The organism is Enterococcus sp. 7E2_DIV0204 (assembly GCF_002140855.1).
Lineage (GTDB): Bacteria > Bacillota > Bacilli > Lactobacillales > Enterococcaceae > Enterococcus_L > Enterococcus_L lemimoniae.
The window spans coordinates 2746001-2765415 of the sequence record NZ_NGKY01000001.1; the positions used below are offsets into that span (position 1 = coordinate 2746001).

Below are 19415 nucleotides of genomic sequence, written 5' to 3' on the forward strand. Positions count from 1 at the left end.
AGGATTTTTTTATGCAAAGAACATCAGAGTTACGAGTTTGGATCGAAGGAACGATCGTGGCAGCTATTGCAATGGTGTTGTCCTTTATTCCAACGAATATTGGTAGTAGTTTTTCAATATCATTAGGGATGATCCCTATCACGCTTTATGCTTTACGGAGAGGAACCAAAGCTGGCTTCTTTTCAGCATTTATTTGGGGATTGTTACACTTTCCTTTAGCACAAGTCTATTATTTAATGCCAGCCCAAGTGATTATTGAGTATATTTTAGCTTTTGGTTTTGCAGGGTTCGCAGGCGTTTATAGTGATAAACTGCAACAAGCAATTCGAAATGAAGAATATAAGAAGAGTAGCCGCATCATTATCTATGCTTCATTTTTTGGCACACTTATGCGTTATATTTGGCACTTTATTGCAGGCGTGATTTTCTGGGGGAGCTTTGCACTCTGGGGAATGAATCCATGGTTGTTTTCGTTTGTAATGAATGGGTTAAGTGGGGTAGCAACTGCAATTGTAACATCAGTTGTGCTGCTATTGCTCTTAAGAATCAATCCCAAGCTATTTACCCCTACAATGATAACAGGGATCCGTCATCATCATAAAGAAATTGAATAAATGGGTATCATTTAATGTAATTCTAGTATCTGGGCTAAAACTTAGAAAGTTTTAGCTCTTTTTTATTTTTATTGAAACCTAAATACAATTTTTTTACACTATTAGGGTGAAGAGGTGAGGAAATGGGGAAGTTTAGTTATTCAGAACGTTTATTGGTCAAAAAAGCGATCAAAGGAGATATCCAAGCATTAGGCAAATTATTACAGAAGCACTATGACTATTTATACAAAATGGCGTACATCTATATTGGTAACAAAGAAGATGCATTAGATATTATGCAAGAAGCAACGATTCAGTCGATAAAATCGATTCATACTTTAAAAGAACCTAGCTATTTTCTAACTTGGTTTTGTACGATTATGGCAAGACTGGCAAGTAAAGTGATTGATCAAAAGGTTAAAATCCGAGAATTACAGAACAATCCTGCGTATACGGAGCCAAAAAATCCATCGTTCAATAAGAACCAAAGTATTGATATATTAGAGGCGGTAATTAGCTTAGATGATAAATATCGATTGGTTTTGCAGTTATTTTACTATCAGGATTTGTCAGTCAAAGAAATCAGCGAAGTTTTAGCGATGCCGCAAGGTTCAGTCAAAACAAATTTAAAACGAGGACGTGAAGCACTTAGACAAACACTAGGGGAGGATTATTATGTCTGATAACGAGAAGAAAATTTTAGAAAAAGCGATGAAGCAAATAAAAGTACCATATGAAGACGCACTCACGGTTTTAGAGACACATTCAAACCAAAGGAAAACGAAGTTCAGTAAACTGAAATATAAATGGGGGGAGCTGATTCTATCAGGTATCATCATTGTCTGTTTAGTTTTTGTAGGAGCATTAATGTGGCCAAAGAATAATGAAATAACTAAACCAAGTGCTTCCATTTCTACTTCTTCTACATCGGAAAATACAAATGAAATACCAGCGACTATTTTACAATCCGTAAAATATTGGAAAATCAAGAACGAAGAGAAGTATTACAGTTTTAGTGAAAGTAAGATTCGGATGATTGTCCAGTATTTCACGCGAATGGAGCCTGAATATACATTTAAGGAAGATCAGTTAATTATATTTGACAAAGTCATCAATGATCAGGGGGAGATCGTTGCTGATACCTATTCATATCAAGTGAAAAGAGATGGTGCAAATTTAGTATTAGAACCAAATTCAGCTGAAATAGAACGTCTCATTTTAGAGCCACATAACGAAGAAATTTTTCCCTATACTGAAGAAAGTATCAAAAAACTTCAGCCAGCTGTTGAACCAGATTTCACTAAATATGCTTCATGGACATCAATTATAAAAGGAAATCATGGCTTAAATAGTACGGTTACGTTTGACGGATTTCTTAGAAAAGAAAAAATTGATGGTGAAGAAAGATGGATGACAACTACTTATGAAGTAAAGGATAATCAAATACTGGTGAACTATGGTGGTTATACAATTGGCAGTGATATGTATTGGGATGGAGAGAATATTGTTTTATGGCCAGCCTCAAGTACACTTCCAAAATCAGAAGACAGAGAAGAATACAATGAGGAAATCGTTACGCTCCTTAAGCCAAATAAAGAATAGGATTTATTTTAGATCATATAGTTGAAAGGATGAAAAAATGAAAAATGAAAGAGTTATTCGTTGGGGAAATGCACTTGCAGTCTTGATTGGTTGTACAGCAATAGGTTTTCTCGCATGTGAAATGGTCAAACTAACGCAAGAAGTTCAAGCGGATGAGTCATACGGAGCAAAAATGACTAAAACATCCGATAAACCAAATGAATTACCCAAAGAAGCGAAACAAACGATACAAGTCCATAACGTTAAAGAAAATAGCATCGTTAGACCGATTAAGGTAGAACATGGTGAGGAAGTAACAAAAGAAGAATTGATGAAATATAGTTGGGTTGTCTTAGATCAGGGAATGGATGAAGAATTCTTTCAAAATAAAGAATTTGAATCAGTGCATATTTTTACAGAACAAAAACGGAAAATCATCACCTTCGATAAAAAGTCAGGTAAGGCATTAAACAGTTTAGATAAGGAAACTGGGAAAGAATTACCACCAGGCGAAGATCTAAGCATTATTGGTTACACAATGACGGGTAATGAATTTCGAGAAGAGGTCAAAATGCATGGTAAAACGCTAAGCTCAACGTGTAAAGTGTATTGGGTTGACGATAAAATCGTCTTTACGCCATTTGATGAATACGATCATAAGAAAGAACAGCAAACTATTTATCAACCAGTGGAATTTATTGAAAAAAATGAATTTGTGGAAAAGAAGTAGCTTAACAATTAGTTAAGAAATTCTGTATTTGGCTGCCGTATATTTGTATTCTAAGTGTCTTGGATATGACTCGCAGAGTTATGTCCAAGACACTTTTATATCCTTTTTAGCTGGATTAATTAGTTGTAGGAAAAGAATCCCTAAAGTAGAATCAATGTAGATGAAGTTGTAAATCAAGGAACCCATTAAATGATGTACATAAAAAAGAGAATACCAGAAAATAAATCATCATTCGAGGAGTGAACATATGTCTGAGCATTCTACTACATCTGACATGATTCATTGGAAAAAGAACTTCTATTTATTCCTAACAGGGCAATTTTTATCAGGAATTACAAGTATGACCGTCCAATACTCAATAATTTGGTATTTGACTAAAACAACGGGTTCAGCAACCGTCTTAAGTTTTGCTTTGCTGCTGGGCATGTTGCCAATGGTTCTATTAAGTCCATTTGCCGGACCATTGATTGATCGTTGGAATAAAAAAGTGTTGTTGATGGTGACAGATATTATTGTCGCAATCTTTGCTTTGATTTTATCGATCGTTGGAACGATTTCAGCAGATTTTCCTTTATGGTTAGTGTTCGTCTCATTATTGGTTCGTTCTGTTGCACAAACTTTTCAAATGCCAACGATTCAATCCATATACCAACAATGGTACCTGAAGATGAGCTAACAAAAGTCAATGGACAATTTAGCATGGTTCAATCAGCAAATTTTATTATTGCTCCAGCATTAGGTGCAGTGCTGTATTCTATTGTTCCAATGAATTTTTTGATTTTATTAGATGTACTTGGAGCTGTCTTTGGTGTAGGTTTATTGATTTTTTTTACCATTCCCAAAGTTACCTTGAAAGGGGAGGCCATCCATCTTTTGGCAGATACTAAGTTTGGCTTTAAAAAATTATTTGAAAATAAAGGCTTATGGTATATTATGATCGTTGGATCGATTTTCATGTTACTATTCATGCCAGCTGCAAGCTTATATCCATTGATGACGATGAATTATTTTAATGAATCGGTTGGGCAAGCTGGATTGGTCGAAGTGGTTTATTTTGTAGGAATGCTGATTGGTGGGGCTGAGATCGGAATCCTTGGGAAATGGAAAAATCGAATGACGCTGATATTTTGGGCTTATGCAGTGATTGGTGCTTCAATTGGATTAAGTGGATTGTTACCTGCTACAAGTAAGGGATTTATCTATTTTGTTTTGTTAAATTCGATTGCAGGCTTTGCAACGCCATATTTCATTACTTTATTGATGGCGATGAGTCAACAAAGTTATGATCCAAATGTGTTAGGAGTGCTAAATTCCTTGATGAGCATCACAGGACCAGTTGGGCTAATTTTTGTAGGACTATTAGCAGATAGAATTGGGGTAGAGAAAATGTTTGTGATCGCAGGTATCGGTACGTTGGTGTGTGGTGTGATCAATTTTATGATACCAGTATCACGTAATTATGATAAAGAATTACAGAAACGATTAGCGAAAGCGAAAGTAGAAGAGGATAAAGAAGTGAGGCATGTAGAAGGTTAGCAAAATAGCTGGAGAGACAGACGAATGAATTGTTTGTCTTTCTTTATTTTTAGTTCAAATAGACTGTGGTACAATTATTAGAAAAAGGAAAAAGTTAAAATGAAAAAAATGGGGTATTCGTTGTTTTTAATTTGTTTTGCAGGTATATTTTTTTCACAAAGTAGCTACGCACAGCCATATATTGAAGACCAAACGGGAAAAGTCAATCAAGAAACCAAGGATTATGTTTCTACGTTGAATAAAGAAAAGTTTTCAATTTTAGAGGAAGAGCCTGAGTATGGTGTGGCGATCACACAAGATGTGGAACCAAAGGGCAATCGGATAGATTTGCATATAGAAAATAAATTTAGAAATTTTGATTTTAAGACTAGAGAAGGACCAGTGAACATAGTTGTCGTCTTTGTTTTGGCGCAAAATGAAATAAGGTTTGCGCATGGAGAAAAGCTCACATCTATATTTGATCCGTTAAATAAAAACCTTGAATTAAAAGCACGATTGCTAAACCTAGTTAAGTCTGATAACTATAATGAAGCAATCATAGAAGTATCTGATATTGTTTATCAAGAGGTCGAACAGGCATATTTTGGAAAAGGTCTAGCAACTATTGCTAAAGAAAGTGATAAATTAAGAGAAGAATATGTTAAACAACAAGAGTATAGCAAGATACGTTATTTATTATTGTTTACATCTATTCTTGTTATCGTCTTCCTTGTTTATACTTTTTATTACCGCTACCAGAATAGTCGTGTTAAACAGGACTTTTACACGCATAATATTCTTCCAGATAAGATACTAAAAGATGGGCTATTCGATCAAAAGGATTTAGATCATTGGTTACAAAATAATCGGAAATTTTACCACGATTACACTAACAGAAACGAAGCAATTAGAGCGTTAAAATATTATTGCCTTTATCATTATTTGCCTAAAAAGATCAATCAATATAGAGCAATAACCGATCACCAAAAAAGTCTATTGAAAAAATCATTGATGAATCGAAAAATTGGGGATTATTTTTTTACTAACTATTTCTCAGATGAAGAATATACATTTCTGATGTTTAACACAATGATGATAGATGCTCAAAAAGTGTCAGCAGCATATGCTGAAAATCTTCTTAGTAGTTTAAGTAAGGCTATTTCTGAGAAGTCCATTGAGGATGAGATTCTGGAATCAAAATGGCCATTATTACCACAATACAAAATGAGTATGTATGAAGAAGCCAAATCAGTGATAGAAGCTAAACACGAAAACGGAGACTACTTGGCTGAAAATATGATTGCAAACCTTAGTTATGAGCAGTTACTTGATGATTTGTCTGATGAACTTGAAAACGTTTGTTTAAATTCCTTTAAAACAGCTATTTTCAAAGTAGATTTAGAAGAAGTTTATAAATTAAAACCAATTTATAAAGACATTATTGAAAATGATTTCTCAGATGAAGATTTGTCAGAAGTTATGTCTAGTATAAGAATCGGTTATAGAGCGGATCTTACCTCCATAGCTAAGTTGAAAGAAGTAGTGAGAGCGGCCATTATTAACATCCAAGAGACTATTAGAGATAGAAAGAAGCGTCAGACAACTGTAGTTCGTTTCGATTTTGTTGAAAGAGAAGTTAAAACAATTTTACGGCCGAAAAGTAAAAATAAATTTTGAATCAGTAAAAAACAAGCGGGTAATTGCCCGCTTGTTTTTTTAACCTATTTCTCTTTTCTTTAGGCTCTTTCTCTATTCCTACATTTTCATCCAAGTTGGTTCCAAAGAGTTTCCATCTGGATCTTGTACTTCTAACCCAAACATCATATCTTCCGGAATCCCCATATCTACTTTATAAAAATCGCCACCATTAGCTTTAGCAGTTTCAGCAAATTTTTTGACAGCATCTGCACTTTCCATACTGAAAGCGACTAAAACACCACTTTCTGTTTTTGCGTCTGCAATTTTTTTGCCTTTCATAAATTGACTATAAAACGAATGATCCAATAACATGATCCAAAAGTTATCATCCAAAACCATGGAGCTTGTTTGTTCATTTGAAAATTCTTGATTCTTTTTAAACCCTAATTTTTCATAAATTCTGTAGAACATACCACATCAGTGACTGGAAAATTTACAAATACCATTGTTGCCATAAAAATCCAACCTTCTCTCTTTTTGTTGTTTAATACGAGTAAAGCATCTCATGTGGCTATTTTTTTGTCAAAATAAAGAATCAAATTGAAAATGTTATTTAAATTGCAAATCATTCTTCCTATTTACGTGTAAATGCTAAAATATATTTCGTTTTAATCTAAAAATAGTTGACTTTTTGTGCATAAAATAGAATGATAAGAGAGGGGATAAAAATGAATAAAAATAGGAGAGAAAAATGAAACTTTGTCGATCATGTCATCATGAAAATCAAGAAGAGGCAGTATTTTGTGAAAATTGCGGAGAAAAATTTGAGCAAGAGTCAATTCAATCAGAAACACTTGGAGAAGCAAAAGGAGCTAAAACAACCTGTTCCTGTGGTGCACAATTAGAAGCAGATGATAAATTCTGTCCTGCTTGTGGAAAAGCGGTTGCTAACGAGAGTAGTGACCAAGCGCAGACTGTTGCAAAAACACCAATGAGTAAAAAGCAAAAGCTCATACTTGGTCTAGTTGCTGTCCTTTTGTGCATCGCTTTCGGTAGTTATTTTGCTACGAAGAATTATTATAGTCAGGAAAATCAGCTCAAAAGAATGGTAGAGACAGTTCAAAACAAAGATGTAAATCAAATGGAAAAATTGACGTTTTCAGCCGATCCAAACTATACTGTAACCAAGAAAGAATTAAAAAAGTATTTTGACTATTATAGTCAGAACGAACACAAAGCAGCCTTTTCCCAGCTAATCACTCAATTGAAAACGAAAGACAATCAAAACAGCGAGTTAGTATTCGTAAAAAAAGGAAAAAAACTTTTGTTATTCGATGATTTTCGCTGGGAACTAAAGCCTAGATATATCACCATTACAGCAAATCAAAAAGATATGAAGCTATTTTTGGATGATCAAGAAAAAGAGACAACTGACAAAAATCAGTTTCAAACTGTGTGGGGCCCCTTAACACCGGCTGAGTATTGGATCAAAGGGGAGTTAGCAGGAGAAAAAAGCGAAACAACAATTGATTTAGTTCAATCTTCTGATTCAGATCTGCAACAGATGAGTCAAGTTAGCTTAGATTTTAGGAAAATCTCATTTAAGTTGAAGTCGAATATCTCAGATGCAGAAGTATTTCTTGACGATCAAAAAGTCGGCCAACTTGCATCAGAAGAATATGAAGTGAAAAATCAGATATGGCATCAAGGAATGACTGTTCAATTGAAAAAAACGTTGGATGATAAAAGTATCATTGAAACAAAGCAGCAAGTAATCACAGATTCTTCCTTTGCGGCTGATAATTATGATCCAGAATCGTATTCTTCGATGATTGAATTAAATTTCGCAGATATTCAAGGGAAATCAGAAGTTGACTATTTTTTAAATGGATTTTACGCAGCAGTTTCAAGCTATACAGGAACATACACAACTTATGATGCAATCAATAAGCAAAAATTTTCTACTTATTTTACGGATGGAGAAAATAATGCTGAGTATCAGGATTTTAATACATTTATTCAATCTATCCGAGATAGTAAGGTTAAAAGCGCAGTCAATGGCTCGCCAACCGTGGAAACTGTTAAAATGAATGGGAAGAATAGCTATGTGGTTCGCTATTTAATCAAATATGAGACCAGTTATCAAGATTACAAAACTAAGGATATAACTCAAATTTTCCGCTATCAAAAAGCAACACTTATCTATGACGAAGAAGCAAAGAAATTTACTATTCAAAGTCTAGGTGGTAAAGAGAATTTTGAAATAGTTGATAATGGCGGAATTGAATGATACAACAAATGAGCTTGTGATGTTTGACAATTGATTTGGTGGTAAAAGCTAGTCTTTCAGAAAAAACGAAGTAATAACGTTGGAAAACCTTGTTTAGATCTTGTTGTGATAAAGCAATTCTCCTGAATTTTTAGTTTAAAATAGAGTGAAACCGATAAGTCTATGTTATATTGAAAAGGAAAAACCAACCAAACAATGTAATCCATATGAGGAGGTAATACCATCAATAACAAAAAGATGATTGTCAGTGCAATACTAGTTTTACTAACGATTTTGGGTATTAGTTTAGCGATAATTTTATTTGTTAATCAAGATAAAAATACAGAGACTGCTAAAAGTAATGATAATGAAGCGATATCAACTAGCAAAGAGACAAAGGATTCAACGAAAGAAACAAGGGGGAATAACATAAAAGATCCAGAGAAAATAATCAATGAAATGATCGCTAATATGAGTGTGGAAGAAAAAGTTGGACAATTATTCTTGGCACGAGTACCAATTGATCAGCAGTTAGAAAGTATCAAAAATTATCATTTAGGCGGCTATCTTCTTTTTGGGCGTGATGTTGAATCTGAGACACCAGATTCACTGAAGGATAAAATAAAATCCTATCAATCTGCAAGTAAAGTACCATTGTTTATTGCCTCAGATGAAGAAGGTGGTGATGTTTCTCGTTTAAGCAGAGGAACAGGCTTGGTTTCGGAAGTTTTTAAATCACCACAAGAAGTCTATCAGGAATCAGGGTGGCCGGGGATTCGTTCGGATATTCAAAAAAAAGCAGCAATACTCCATTCGTATGGGATCCAAGGGGGCTTATTTCCTGATGCAGATGTTGCGACTGATCCACAAGCCTTTATTTATGATCGAACCTTAGGTCTTGATGCACAAAAAACAAGTGAGTTTATTAAAATCAGTGTTGAAGAATTAAAAAAACAAAAGATAACGTCTACGTTAAAACATTTTCCCGGCTACGGCAATAATCGTGACTCTCATGTGGAAATCGTTTATGACACGCGCAGTATCGATGAACTAAGAAGCAACGACTTTTTACCTTTTAAAGCAGGGATCGATGCTGGTGCAGATAGTGTTTTAGTTTCTCACAATATTATTACAAGTATTGATGGAACGATGCCAGCTTCAATTTCTCGCCCCGTCCATGATGTTTTAAGGAATGAATTAGGTTTTGAAAAAGTTATTATGACAGATGATATGGATATGGCGGGTCTTGCCGATTTCATTTCTCAAGAAGAAGCAGGGCTAGCCGCATTAAAAGCAGGGAATGATTTGATTTTATCTTCCTCTTTTCAAGAACAGATTCCTTATGTTCTACAGGGGATCGAAGCAGGAACATATACAGAGGAAGCTTTGAATCAATCAGTTTATCGAGTATTAAAAATGAAAAATGATGTAGGGTTAATAAATTGGTAGAGGTGTAAAAATGAAGTATTGTATTCAATGTGGTAAAGAACTGAAGACTGGGGCAAAATTTTGCTCTGCTTGTGGTAAAAGGCAAAATCAAGAGCAAACAGAAGCGACCACAGTAGAGACTGTTTTAGAAAAAGAAGCACAAATCCAATCCATAATAAATGAGCAACTGAAAAGCAATCAAACGGTTCAGCAGCTAACGAAAGAAAGCAAAAATTATTTTAGTTGGCTTAATAGTCAAATTAAAGGAAACAATACTAATACAGAACAAGCGAGTTCCATTTTTGGTGTTATCAACTTTTTAATTTTAATCGTTGTGAACAGCCTAGCAATTAGTCGGAGTATGTTAAGGATGGATGGTTACGGGGCTGAAACGGCACTATCATTATTTATTGAAAATTTATTAGTGATCGGCATTTACTTTGCACTTTTTGGCTCGGTCTATTTTGAGGCAATTACCAAAATATCAAAGAAAAAGAGCTCATTCATGGTTGATTTTTCAGCATTGTTTCGTTCAACAAGCTTAGCGGTTTATATTAGTCTAGGTGCTTTCGTCTGTTCTTTTTTGACAAGAGATTTTTATATGATCGTGATGGGCTTGCTGTGTCTAGTAGCTTTGATGGTTAGTTTCTCATTTACGGATCATTTGTGGAAAAGAGAAGACATCTTAAGTCGTTTTGGGCTAACCTTACTGGTATTGTTAGTATCATTTGTAGTTATATTCTTACTATTTAATCTTGTAGGCGGTTCGAAATTACTTGAACTCTTTTTGGAAAACCTTAAGTAATGCAGATAAAAACAGCTCATACTTTATTGGATGAGCTGTTTTTTTTAATTAACTAAATCAAATTTGGATTCATCTTTTGATAGTTTTCTAGTTTATAAGCTAGATTTTTTTCATAATCTTGATTAAAGAAACTAAGATATAAACGATCGAAGAGATACATCAAGGACATCCGTGTTGAGAAAGATGAAATCTTGTTATAGTGGTTTTCCATTGAGGAAAATAGTAAAATACCAGCGACTTTTTCTTTTAGAAGTGGGCTGTTTTGTGAGGTAATCAATAGAATCTGACTGTTATTTTTCTGTAAAATGTCTAAGATTTTTTTTACGCTGGAGCCGCGTCCTTCGTAAGAGACAACAATCGCAAGATGATCAGGCGTGCTATTGGCAGCGGATAAATTTTGTGTGTAGTCATCAATCGGAACGTTGATTCTTTTTCCGATTTCTAGCATTTGAAATTGAAAGTTTTGGGCAAAATAAATGTTCGCAGATGAAGCGTAAACATCGATAAACTTTGCCTTTTTAAGGAGTAAGTTAGTAGAAGCAATCATTTCAACATTATTGATATCAATCGTTGACTGGAGCGTTTGTTCATAGACTGTCTTTAGTTTCTTAGTCATGGCATAATGATTATCTTCTGCTGAAATGGGGTAATCAATATCAATAATTTGATCTGTCATGTGCTCATTTAGATCATTGACTAAAGCTAGTTTAAGATCGTTCAGTCCATCAAGATCAAGTTTATTGATCAGGCGGTATATCGTTGAAATAGAGACAAAAGAATGTTCTGCCAATTCCTTTGGTGAAAAATGAATCACTTTGCCTGGATAATTGAGAATGTAGTCAACAAGTGCTTGTTCACTTGTGGTAAGTCGCTCTAGTTTTTTCAATTTTACGATTAAATTCATTAGATAAACACCTTTCAGTTAGGTTTGTATATATGCATTATAACTGATTATTGTTCAGGTGTGGGAAATAAAAAAGATCAGGATGATTGTCTCCTGATCTTTTTTATTTATAATAAGTCAGCTAAGGCTTTCGCGATGCCATCTTCATTATTAGATAATGTGATTTTATCTGCAGCATTCTTCAACTCATCAACCGCATTCCCCATGGCTATCCCCATTCCAGCATATTGGATCAAGGACAAATCATTATGTCCGTCACCAAATGAAATGATATGTTCTTTATGGATGCCTAAAGGTTTTAATGTTTGCTCTAAAGCATTGGCCTTATCAATACCCTGATCCGTAAATTCAAAATACATTGGTGCTGAAAACATCCCGCTAACGGTTTGATTAAACGGTGCAAGAATTTTTTGCCAGTGTTCTTGTAAATACTCAGGTTGAGCAGCAACCAAAATTTTGTGTAAAGGAAAATCAACAAAAGCTGCTAAATCATCTTTTTCACATAATTGAAAATTACCGCCACGCGATTCGTATTCGATAATGTTAAACAGCCCATCCGCCGAGCCTAGATCCAACATCCCATCAAAGACATTATTGACATACATATAGTCATCTTTAGCGATCATTGGTTTTACATCAAATTGTTTAAGATGCTCTAATATATTTTTACTACTTTCAATCGAAAGGGGTTGGCTGAATAGTTCTTTTTGAGTGCTCACATCCAGGACATGGGCCCCATTATAAGAAACAAGCAGGCCATTATAGCGATCCATCTCTAATTCTTCAACATATTTCAGCATACCAGGAGTTGGTCTGCCAGAGGCAAGAATGACTTTAATGCCATTTTTTTGCGCATCGATCAACGCCGTTCTAGTTTGGCTAGTTAGTTTTTTTTCATCATTCAAAAGTGTTCCATCAATATCTAAAACAATCGCTTTTACATCCATAGTATTTCCTCCGTCTATCCTTGATTTTAAACAGTTAATTCTAAGCGATTTCCTTCTAGATCCGCAATAACAGACTCGTAATAACCATCTCCAGTAGTCCGAACTGGACTTAATAGCTTATAGCCTTCCATCACTAATATGTTCGTGAGATTATCAACGTTATCTTTGGTGCCTAAAGAAATCGCTAAATGAGCAAAACCAAGCATTTCGTTCTCTAAATTACGATCTATAACATCATCTCGTTGCATGATTTCAAGTCTTGCGCCATCCGCAAACGTTAAAAAATAAGAATGGAAACTTGTTTTTGTGTTGTGATAAAGCTCAGAAGCTGTTGCATTAAAATAGGTTTCATAAAACGTACGCATATTTTCTAAGTCTTTGACCCATAAACCAATGTGTTCAATTTTCATAGTAAAATCTCCTTTTCTATCAAATACAGTAACTATTTTATTGTTCCGATTCACTATAGTATAAAGCATAATGAAGCAAGAAAGAGTGATGCCAGAGAGATTGACAGATTTTTTTCAAAAATAGTAACGATCAATAGATAAAAGTGAAAATTTTTATTCAATAACGACTAATTATAGTTAAACATTTTTGAGCTTCGTTTCTAAAGCATGTAGGCTCATAAATACGAAAGGAACAAGAATAATTAGCTGTTATTTTGAGAGGAGCGACATGAAACAGTGGGTTAAGTAATATCACTTGGGTCCGTTACTTTTTTCTTTTTACTAGTCTCCTGATGCAGTGCGCTAAATGGTTGTTGACAAGACTAAAATCAGCATGATATAGTGGATGCAATAAAAGACGAAGTGAGGGATCCGTGCGTTGAAAAATTAAGTCCATTTGTTGAAGCTGCATTCAGACTGTAACTTGAAGAATCATCAAGGGAGCAGTGTGCAGATTTTCAGGATTGGCTTTGATTTTTCAGCGTATGGTTCTTTTTGTGTACGCCTAAATAGATAGCCAGTTCTGAGAAAAACTGAAGGAAGTAGTCCTTCTGCTTTTCTTAACGAGGTGATAGTATGTCAAAAATTGAAATAAAAAATCTTACCTTTGGGTATGACACTCAAGGTACATTATTATTTGAACAAGCTAATTTAAACTTTGATACACAATGGAAATTAGGCTTGATTGGTAGAAATGGTCGCGGTAAAACAACCTTACTTAATATCTTACAGAATCGGTTAGCTTACAGTGGTCAAATCTTGCATCAATTAGAGTTTTTGTATTTCCCGCAACCAATCAAAGAAAAAAAGCAATTAACCTATTATGTATTACAGGAAATCAGTGATTTTGAGCAATGGAAAATCGAAAGAGAGCTAAATCTTCTGCAAGTCGATCCAGAGATTTTGTGGCGTGATTTTGAGACTCTTTCTGGCGGCGAACAAACAAAAGTTTTATTGGCGCTATTGTTTATTGATGATCATCATTTTCCACTGATTGACGAGCCGACTAACCATTTGGATATTGTTGGGCGCAAACAAGTAGCAGACTATTTAAAAAAGAAACGTCAAGGCTTTATCGTAGTCAGTCATGATCGTTCATTTGTGGATGAGGTTGTTGATCATGTCTTATCGATTGAAAAAAGTCAGTTAGAGCTTTATCAAGGCAATTTTTCAGTTTATGAAGAACAAAAGAAAATAAAAGATGAATTTGAACTAGCACAAAATGAAAAATTAAAAAAAGAAGTCAGTCGTCTGAAAAAAACAGCTGCTGAAAAAGCTGAATGGTCTCGTTCTAAGGAGCAAGATAAATATGGTAAAGCATCTGAAAAAGGCAGTGGTGCGATTTATGATACAGGCTTTATCGGCGCAAGAGCAGCTCGAACGATGAAGCGAGCTAAAACAATCGAACATCGGATGGATGCACAATTGTTAGAAAAAGAAAATCTCTTAAAAGATATTGAATATGTAGATCCGTTAACCATGAATTATCAACCAGCTCATCATAAACGTATACTGACAGTTGAAGATTTAGTATTAAGTTATCAAGATCAACCATTGTTTCAAAAGCTCTCTTTTGAGCTAAATCAAGGTCAAAGAATCGCCTTAGCAGGACAAAATGGTTCTGGAAAATCATCGATCATTCGTTTTTTACTCAATCAGTTTGAGGGAGAAAGCCAAGGCGAAATTCTTCGACCAACAAACTTAAAAATCAGTTATGTTCGTCAGAATTATGAAGATAACCAAGGAACGTTACTAGAGTTTTCTGAAGAACAGGGTCTAAATCATCAAGAATTTCTTAATAATCTGCACAAATTAGGAATGGAAAGAACCGTCTTTCAAAATCGTATCGAGCAAATGAGTATGGGACAACGCAAAAAAATTGAACTAGCAAAATCATTAGCTCAACCAGCCGAGCTTTATATTTGGGATGAACCATTAAATTATCTGGATGTGTTTAATCAAGAACAATTAGAAAAGCTGATTATAGCAATAAAACCAACCATGTTAGTAGTAGAACATGACCAAGCTTTTTTGGGAAATATCGCGACACAAGTGATTAGTTTGGATAAGAATTGATAAATAAAACGATCAACTAATTCAGAAATTCTGAATTGTTTGATCGTTTTTTTTTCATAGATTTTAGTCACAGTGAATAAACAGTAAATGTCGATAAAGGAGAAGTAGTCGAATTATCTGGAGCACATTATCTCCACCCTCATTACTCTCTAAGTGTCAATGTCATTAAGAATTGTAGGACTGACTTTTTGAATCTAAACGCATACTTCTCAGTCTCTCTCTTTCTTGTATTGTTATTCTTAGTTACTTTTGTCATAATAGATTAAGAATGAAGCATCAAAAAAAGTATCAGAATAAACGAGTTGGGGAAATAAGAAAGTGAGTTGGGGTTATGAATTGTTGGGAGATTTTGGAGTTGGAACCAACTTCAGATAAAAAGAGAATCAAGAAGGCCTATGACGAAAAGGTAAAACTGATTGATGTGGAAGCCGCACCAATAGCTTTCCATACATTAGAAGAAGCCTTTGACTCAGCGCTATTTCTTTCAGGAACAATTATCGAGAGTAATCGACCAATTGTGAGCGTTGAGAGTGAACAAGCCAAGGAAGACCAAGCTAAAGCAGATAGAACTGAAGTAGATAAAGACATACAAGAACAAGATATAGAAGAAGTTGAACTACAGCCATTTAATGAGAATGAAACATCAGAATCTATCTATGAAAAAAAGCCAACAAATCATGTTGAGCTTTTCGACCAGGAACTAACAGAGATTTTTGAGCAGAAAGACTTTTTTGCAACTATTGAAAAATGGACGCCGTTATTTTCTAATCAATTGGCATGGTCGAGCGATGAACATAATCAAATCAAAGATCGAATGCAAGAGTTTTTATTGGCAAACTATCGTGTATTATCGCGACAAGTGATTACCGATATAGGTGTTTTTTTTGATTTTGATTCCTTGGTTAAAGAGTATAAATCTGGTGACTACTTCTGTTATTCGTGGATAGAAATCAAGCAAGTACCGCTGTTTGCTTTTGCTATTTACCGTGATATTTCAAAAGAACAACGTATTCAGTATTTTACGAATCGTTATGAACTATTTCAAATAGTGGATAATGGAGTTGCAAATCAGAGTTCATGGCAAGAACGTTTAGAATGGTGTAGAAGTGTGACAACTAAAGATTATGATGTTGTTACCTTAGAAATCTCCTATCTATTACTCAATGATTTTAGAATGGAGCAGGAGCGAACCGTTACAACGTTTAAAAAACTGTTAAATGAAGCCAAAGCTTTAAAAGAAGGTCAAGAACTTGATTTTTTTAGAACGTACTATGAATGGGTGAAAAATGATGGGGCAACAAATGACGTACTGACTTTTGACAAAAGTGAGCTTACGTTACCCACAACAATCATTGACTTATTGATGGGCCATGTTTATTTTAGTTTGCGACGCCATTCTCGTGTGAAGGAATGTTGGGCAGATTTAGCAAAAAGGAATCCTTCTTTATTTAGAGAAAATGAATTAGCTTTGTTGCAACCAGTAGAACCAATCCAGATTCTAACAAAGAAACAAAAAGGAGCGGGCAGTTATTTATGGGCTATTTTCTTATTGATCGTGGCTTTAGTTAAAATAGGTGGCGTTATTTCAAGAAATAATGAACATAAATCGTACACCACGCCCTCTGAGATCAAAAGTCTATTTAGCGGAGAGCAAAATGTGAATAAAAGTTTTGTTACAAGTAGCGCTTCAGCGCTAAAAGAAAGCGAAAATCTGTATGACCAATTTGTTTATTATTTCTATGTTGATCGTGAAGATCCAGATCAAGCTGATTTTATTGAGACAAATTTAACGGGACATGCAAAAGAAATGGCTCAAAAATTAACTATTTCTGATCTGCCTGAGCTTGCGATTGATTCCAAATATGCTTTTCATTCTTCACCAGATAATGTGGCTGAGTATGGACCTGTAACAGCACTAACACTTTTAGAGGAAGAAGAACCGTTTATTATTTTACAAGAAGACCATGATGAAAAAATTTCAACTATTTTTGGAACGGGCTGGGAAATTTTACCTAAGGATAAATTTGATGCATTGTGGATAGATATCCAAGTGCGTCCAATGATGTCGCAAAAATTCTTTGTTGTTTATTATTTATTATCAGATGAACGGAAAGAAAATCTAAAAGACAATCCAGAGTATACAACAGAAAGTGTTAAAAAGATGTTGGAAAAGAATAGCTCAATGCCAACAGCCGTTGAATTTGAATCAGGTACTTGGCAAATCAGCCAAGATGAAGAGGACAAATTGTATACGATCATCAATGATGAAAATGACGAACATCGTTTTATCTTGTCGTATGATGATTATGGTCGCTTAGAGCACATTTATGGTGATAAATGGGAAAAAATGGAGGAAGCAAAGCAAAAATTAATTTATGCTAATGCAGAAGAGACGATAGGTGTTTATTGATTGTCAGAGTTAAGGTGAATGGACAGAAGAGAGTATTTTCAAAGGGCTGTTTCTGCATCTACGGTTCTCGCTTCACTCCGATCTGAAGCATCGAGGACCGTTTGCTCCACCGTCTATTCGGATATGAAGAGCCTGAAACATAACTCTTTAAGTTATGTTTCAGGCTAGTATTTTTTATTTTCTTCAAACGGTACCATTTTTTTGTGAATTTTATCGTAAAAATTAAAAGTAAAACAAATTTTGTGTATAATAAAGAAGTCATTATTTTTAAGATGATTAATTAAATAAACTAAAAAGAAAGAAGTGAACGCAATGGAAAATATTCTTAGCTTATTAGGTGTGTTGATCGTGATTGTCGGATTTGCTATGAAATTAGACTCGATCTTGATTGTTATGATTGCCTTAGTAGTTACTGCTTTAGTGGGCGGTATCGGTTTAGAAGGCATGCTGGATATTTTAGGGACCAGTTTTGTAAGTAATCGCGGTATGGCTATTTTTATTATTATTATGCTGGCAACAGGAACATTAGAAAGAAACGGTTTAAAAGAGTCAGCTGCATCTCTAATTCGTCGTTTTAAAAAGGTTTCAGCGGGCTTGATCATTGACATCTATGGTGTTTTTAGAATGATTTTTGCAGCATTCAATGTTAGTTTTGGTGGCGTAGCAGGCTTTGTACGTCCAATTATTTTGCCAATGTCGATTGGCGCTGTTGAATCACAAAACTTAGAATTAAATGAAGAATATGAGGAAGAACTTAAAGGAATGGCCTCAGCGATGGAAAATATTTGCTGGTTTTTCGGTCAAGTATTGTTTATCGGCGGTGCAGGTGGTCTATTAGTACAATCTACCTTAAAAGAGCTAGGCTATGAAGTAAGTTTAGTAGAGTTAGCAGCGGTTGAAATTCCTGTGGCACTTGTTGCGTTGATCACAGCAAGTATTTATTTTTATACTAAAGATCGTCGATTGATGAAAAAATACTATGGTACTATCGAGAAGAAAGGAGACCGCTCATGAGTTATTTTATGAACCCAGATGTCTTGCTTGGTGAAAAATTATTAGAAGTTTTATATATCTTGATGGGCTTGATATTGATTTATACTGGAATTAAGAATTTTCTAGATAAAAGTAATCCTCATCGCTATGGAACTGGCTATTTTTGGTGTACATTAGGAGTAGTGATCTCAGGTGGACGCTTTATTCCCTCATTGATCAGTGGAATCTTGATTTTTTCAATGACGGTTCCTGCTGTTTTGAAAAAGGTGAGTAAAGGGAAAACTAAATTGCCATCAAAAGAGTACATGCAACAAATGTCAGATAAATTGGGTATGAAAATTTTTATCCCCGCCCTAAGTATTGGCGTATTTGCGATCATTTTTGCGTTATTTACTAAACTTGGTGCCTTAGTTGGTGTAGGAGTGGGTGTTTTCGTCGCAATTTTGATCTTGATGTTCTATTCTAAAAACAATAAGCCGACGACATTTTTGGATGATGCAGCAGATATGCTTGGGACGGTTGGTCCTTTGAGTATGTTGCCGATGCTCTTAGCTTCATTAGGAGCGGTGTTCACGAGTGCAGGTGTTGGCACGGTGATTTCTTCTGCTGTCGGAAAAGTTGTACCGCAAGGAAATGTAGTAGTTGGAATTATTATTTATGCTTTCGGGATGATGCTATTTACGATCATCATGGGGAACGCTTTTGCAGCGATTACCGTGATGACAGTTGGGATCGGTGCACCATTTGTCTTTTCACAAGGAGCAAATCCTGCTTTGATCGGTATGCTGGCATTAACTTGTGGCTACTGTGGAACATTATTGACACCAATGGCAGCAAACTTTAACGTGGTTCCTGTCGCAATGTTGGAAATGAAAGACAAATATGGAGTAATCAAAAATCAATGGTTTATTGCGATTTTTATGTTTGTATTCCAAGTTGTTTATATGATTTTGTTTAGATAAGTGAATAACGCACGGTACTTGTAATACTATCTAGCTTCAAGAGCTAGCCACTACGCTTTGCTTCGATCTCATTAATTCCTAAGAGCTAAAGCTCTAAGTATTGAAGGTCTCGAGA

General features: G+C 34.8%; 17 protein-coding genes and 1 pseudogene. 14 read left to right on the forward strand and 4 right to left on the reverse strand.

What is annotated here, in order from left to right; translation table 11 throughout:
- The first annotated feature begins 11 nt into the window (after positions 1–11).
- The 7 genes from thiT to A5819_RS12790 all read left to right on the forward strand — a co-directional run bounded on the left by thiT (position 12) and on the right by A5819_RS12790 (position 6096).
- Positions 12–614, forward strand: a complete 603-nt coding sequence (gene thiT, locus A5819_RS12765) for an energy-coupled thiamine transporter ThiT (RefSeq protein WP_086279144.1) — start codon at positions 12–14, stop codon at positions 612–614.
- Positions 615–736: 122 nt separating this feature from the next.
- Complete coding sequence (locus A5819_RS12770) at positions 737–1276, forward strand: sigma-70 family RNA polymerase sigma factor (RefSeq protein WP_086279145.1); 540 nt, start codon at positions 737–739, stop codon at positions 1274–1276.
- Complete coding sequence (locus A5819_RS12775; protein WP_086279146.1) at positions 1269–2195, forward strand: hypothetical protein; 927 nt, start codon at positions 1269–1271, stop codon at positions 2193–2195. The genes A5819_RS12770 and A5819_RS12775 overlap by 8 nt, the downstream gene beginning before the upstream one ends.
- Before the next feature lie 37 nt (positions 2196–2232).
- Positions 2233–2904: a hypothetical protein gene (locus tag A5819_RS12780; protein ID WP_086279147.1), complete on the forward strand. Its 672-nt coding sequence runs from the start codon at positions 2233–2235 to the stop codon at positions 2902–2904.
- A gap of 247 nt (positions 2905–3151) precedes the next feature.
- Positions 3152–3580 (forward strand): MFS transporter, encoded by a 429-nt coding sequence (locus A5819_RS20120; protein WP_369596908.1) that lies wholly within the window; start codon positions 3152–3154, stop codon positions 3578–3580.
- A complete protein-coding gene (locus A5819_RS12785; RefSeq protein WP_369596909.1) occupies positions 3478–4440 on the forward strand; it encodes an MFS transporter in 963 nt (320 codons plus the stop codon). The genes A5819_RS20120 and A5819_RS12785 overlap by 103 nt, the downstream gene beginning before the upstream one ends.
- 99 nt (positions 4441–4539) lie before the next feature.
- Positions 4540–6096 (forward strand): hypothetical protein, encoded by a 1557-nt coding sequence (locus A5819_RS12790; protein WP_086279148.1) that lies wholly within the window; start codon positions 4540–4542, stop codon positions 6094–6096.
- A 78-nt stretch (positions 6097–6174) separates the two neighbouring features.
- Here the strand turns inward: A5819_RS12790 and A5819_RS12795 are convergent.
- Positions 6175–6572: pseudogene (locus tag A5819_RS12795) on the reverse strand (VOC family protein).
- 236 nt (positions 6573–6808) lie between these two features.
- On the opposite strand from A5819_RS12795, the gene A5819_RS12800 reads away from it, so the two are divergent.
- The 3 genes from A5819_RS12800 to A5819_RS12810 all read left to right on the forward strand — a co-directional run bounded on the left by A5819_RS12800 (position 6809) and on the right by A5819_RS12810 (position 10559).
- Positions 6809–8347: a zinc ribbon domain-containing protein gene (locus A5819_RS12800; protein WP_086279149.1), complete on the forward strand. Its 1539-nt coding sequence runs from the start codon at positions 6809–6811 to the stop codon at positions 8345–8347.
- A gap of 237 nt (positions 8348–8584) precedes the next feature.
- Positions 8585–9775, forward strand: a complete 1191-nt coding sequence (locus A5819_RS12805; RefSeq protein ID WP_086279150.1) for a glycoside hydrolase family 3 N-terminal domain-containing protein — start codon at positions 8585–8587, stop codon at positions 9773–9775.
- A 10-nt stretch (positions 9776–9785) separates the two neighbouring features.
- On the forward strand, positions 9786–10559 hold the full coding sequence (locus tag A5819_RS12810) for a zinc ribbon domain-containing protein (RefSeq protein ID WP_086279151.1): 774 nt from the start codon (positions 9786–9788) through the stop codon (positions 10557–10559).
- Positions 10560–10611: 52 nt separating this feature from the next.
- On the opposite strand, the gene A5819_RS12815 is transcribed toward A5819_RS12810, so the two are convergent.
- From A5819_RS12815 to A5819_RS12825, 3 genes are all read right to left on the reverse strand, one after another.
- Positions 10612–11463 carry a MurR/RpiR family transcriptional regulator gene (locus A5819_RS12815; protein ID WP_086279152.1) on the reverse strand — a complete coding sequence of 284 codons (852 nt, stop codon included), beginning with the start codon at positions 11461–11463 and terminating at the stop codon, positions 10612–10614.
- A gap of 107 nt (positions 11464–11570) precedes the next feature.
- Complete coding sequence (locus tag A5819_RS12820) at positions 11571–12410, reverse strand: Cof-type HAD-IIB family hydrolase (RefSeq protein ID WP_086279153.1); 840 nt, start codon at positions 12408–12410, stop codon at positions 11571–11573.
- Between the two features lie 26 nt (positions 12411–12436).
- Positions 12437–12820, reverse strand: a complete 384-nt coding sequence (locus A5819_RS12825; RefSeq protein ID WP_086279154.1) for a VOC family protein — start codon at positions 12818–12820, stop codon at positions 12437–12439.
- A gap of 615 nt (positions 12821–13435) precedes the next feature.
- Here A5819_RS12825 and A5819_RS12830 point away from each other — a divergent pair.
- The 4 genes from A5819_RS12830 (at position 13436) to A5819_RS12845 (ending at position 19300) form a co-directional block, all read left to right on the forward strand.
- On the forward strand, positions 13436–14935 hold the full coding sequence (locus A5819_RS12830) for an Lsa family ABC-F type ribosomal protection protein (protein ID WP_086279155.1): 1500 nt from the start codon (positions 13436–13438) through the stop codon (positions 14933–14935).
- Between the two features lie 355 nt (positions 14936–15290).
- Positions 15291–17345: a hypothetical protein gene (locus A5819_RS12835; protein ID WP_254907272.1), complete on the forward strand. Its 2055-nt coding sequence runs from the start codon at positions 15291–15293 to the stop codon at positions 17343–17345.
- 312 nt (positions 17346–17657) lie between these two features.
- Entirely contained in the window at positions 17658–18359 is a 702-nt protein-coding gene (locus A5819_RS12840) for a 5-oxoproline transporter, DUF969 family subunit (RefSeq protein ID WP_086279157.1), read from the forward strand.
- On the forward strand, positions 18356–19300 hold the full coding sequence (locus tag A5819_RS12845; protein ID WP_086279158.1) for a DUF979 domain-containing protein: 945 nt from the start codon (positions 18356–18358) through the stop codon (positions 19298–19300). Before A5819_RS12840 ends, A5819_RS12845 begins: the two co-directional genes overlap by 4 nt.
- Positions 19301–19415: the final 115 nt, after the last annotated feature.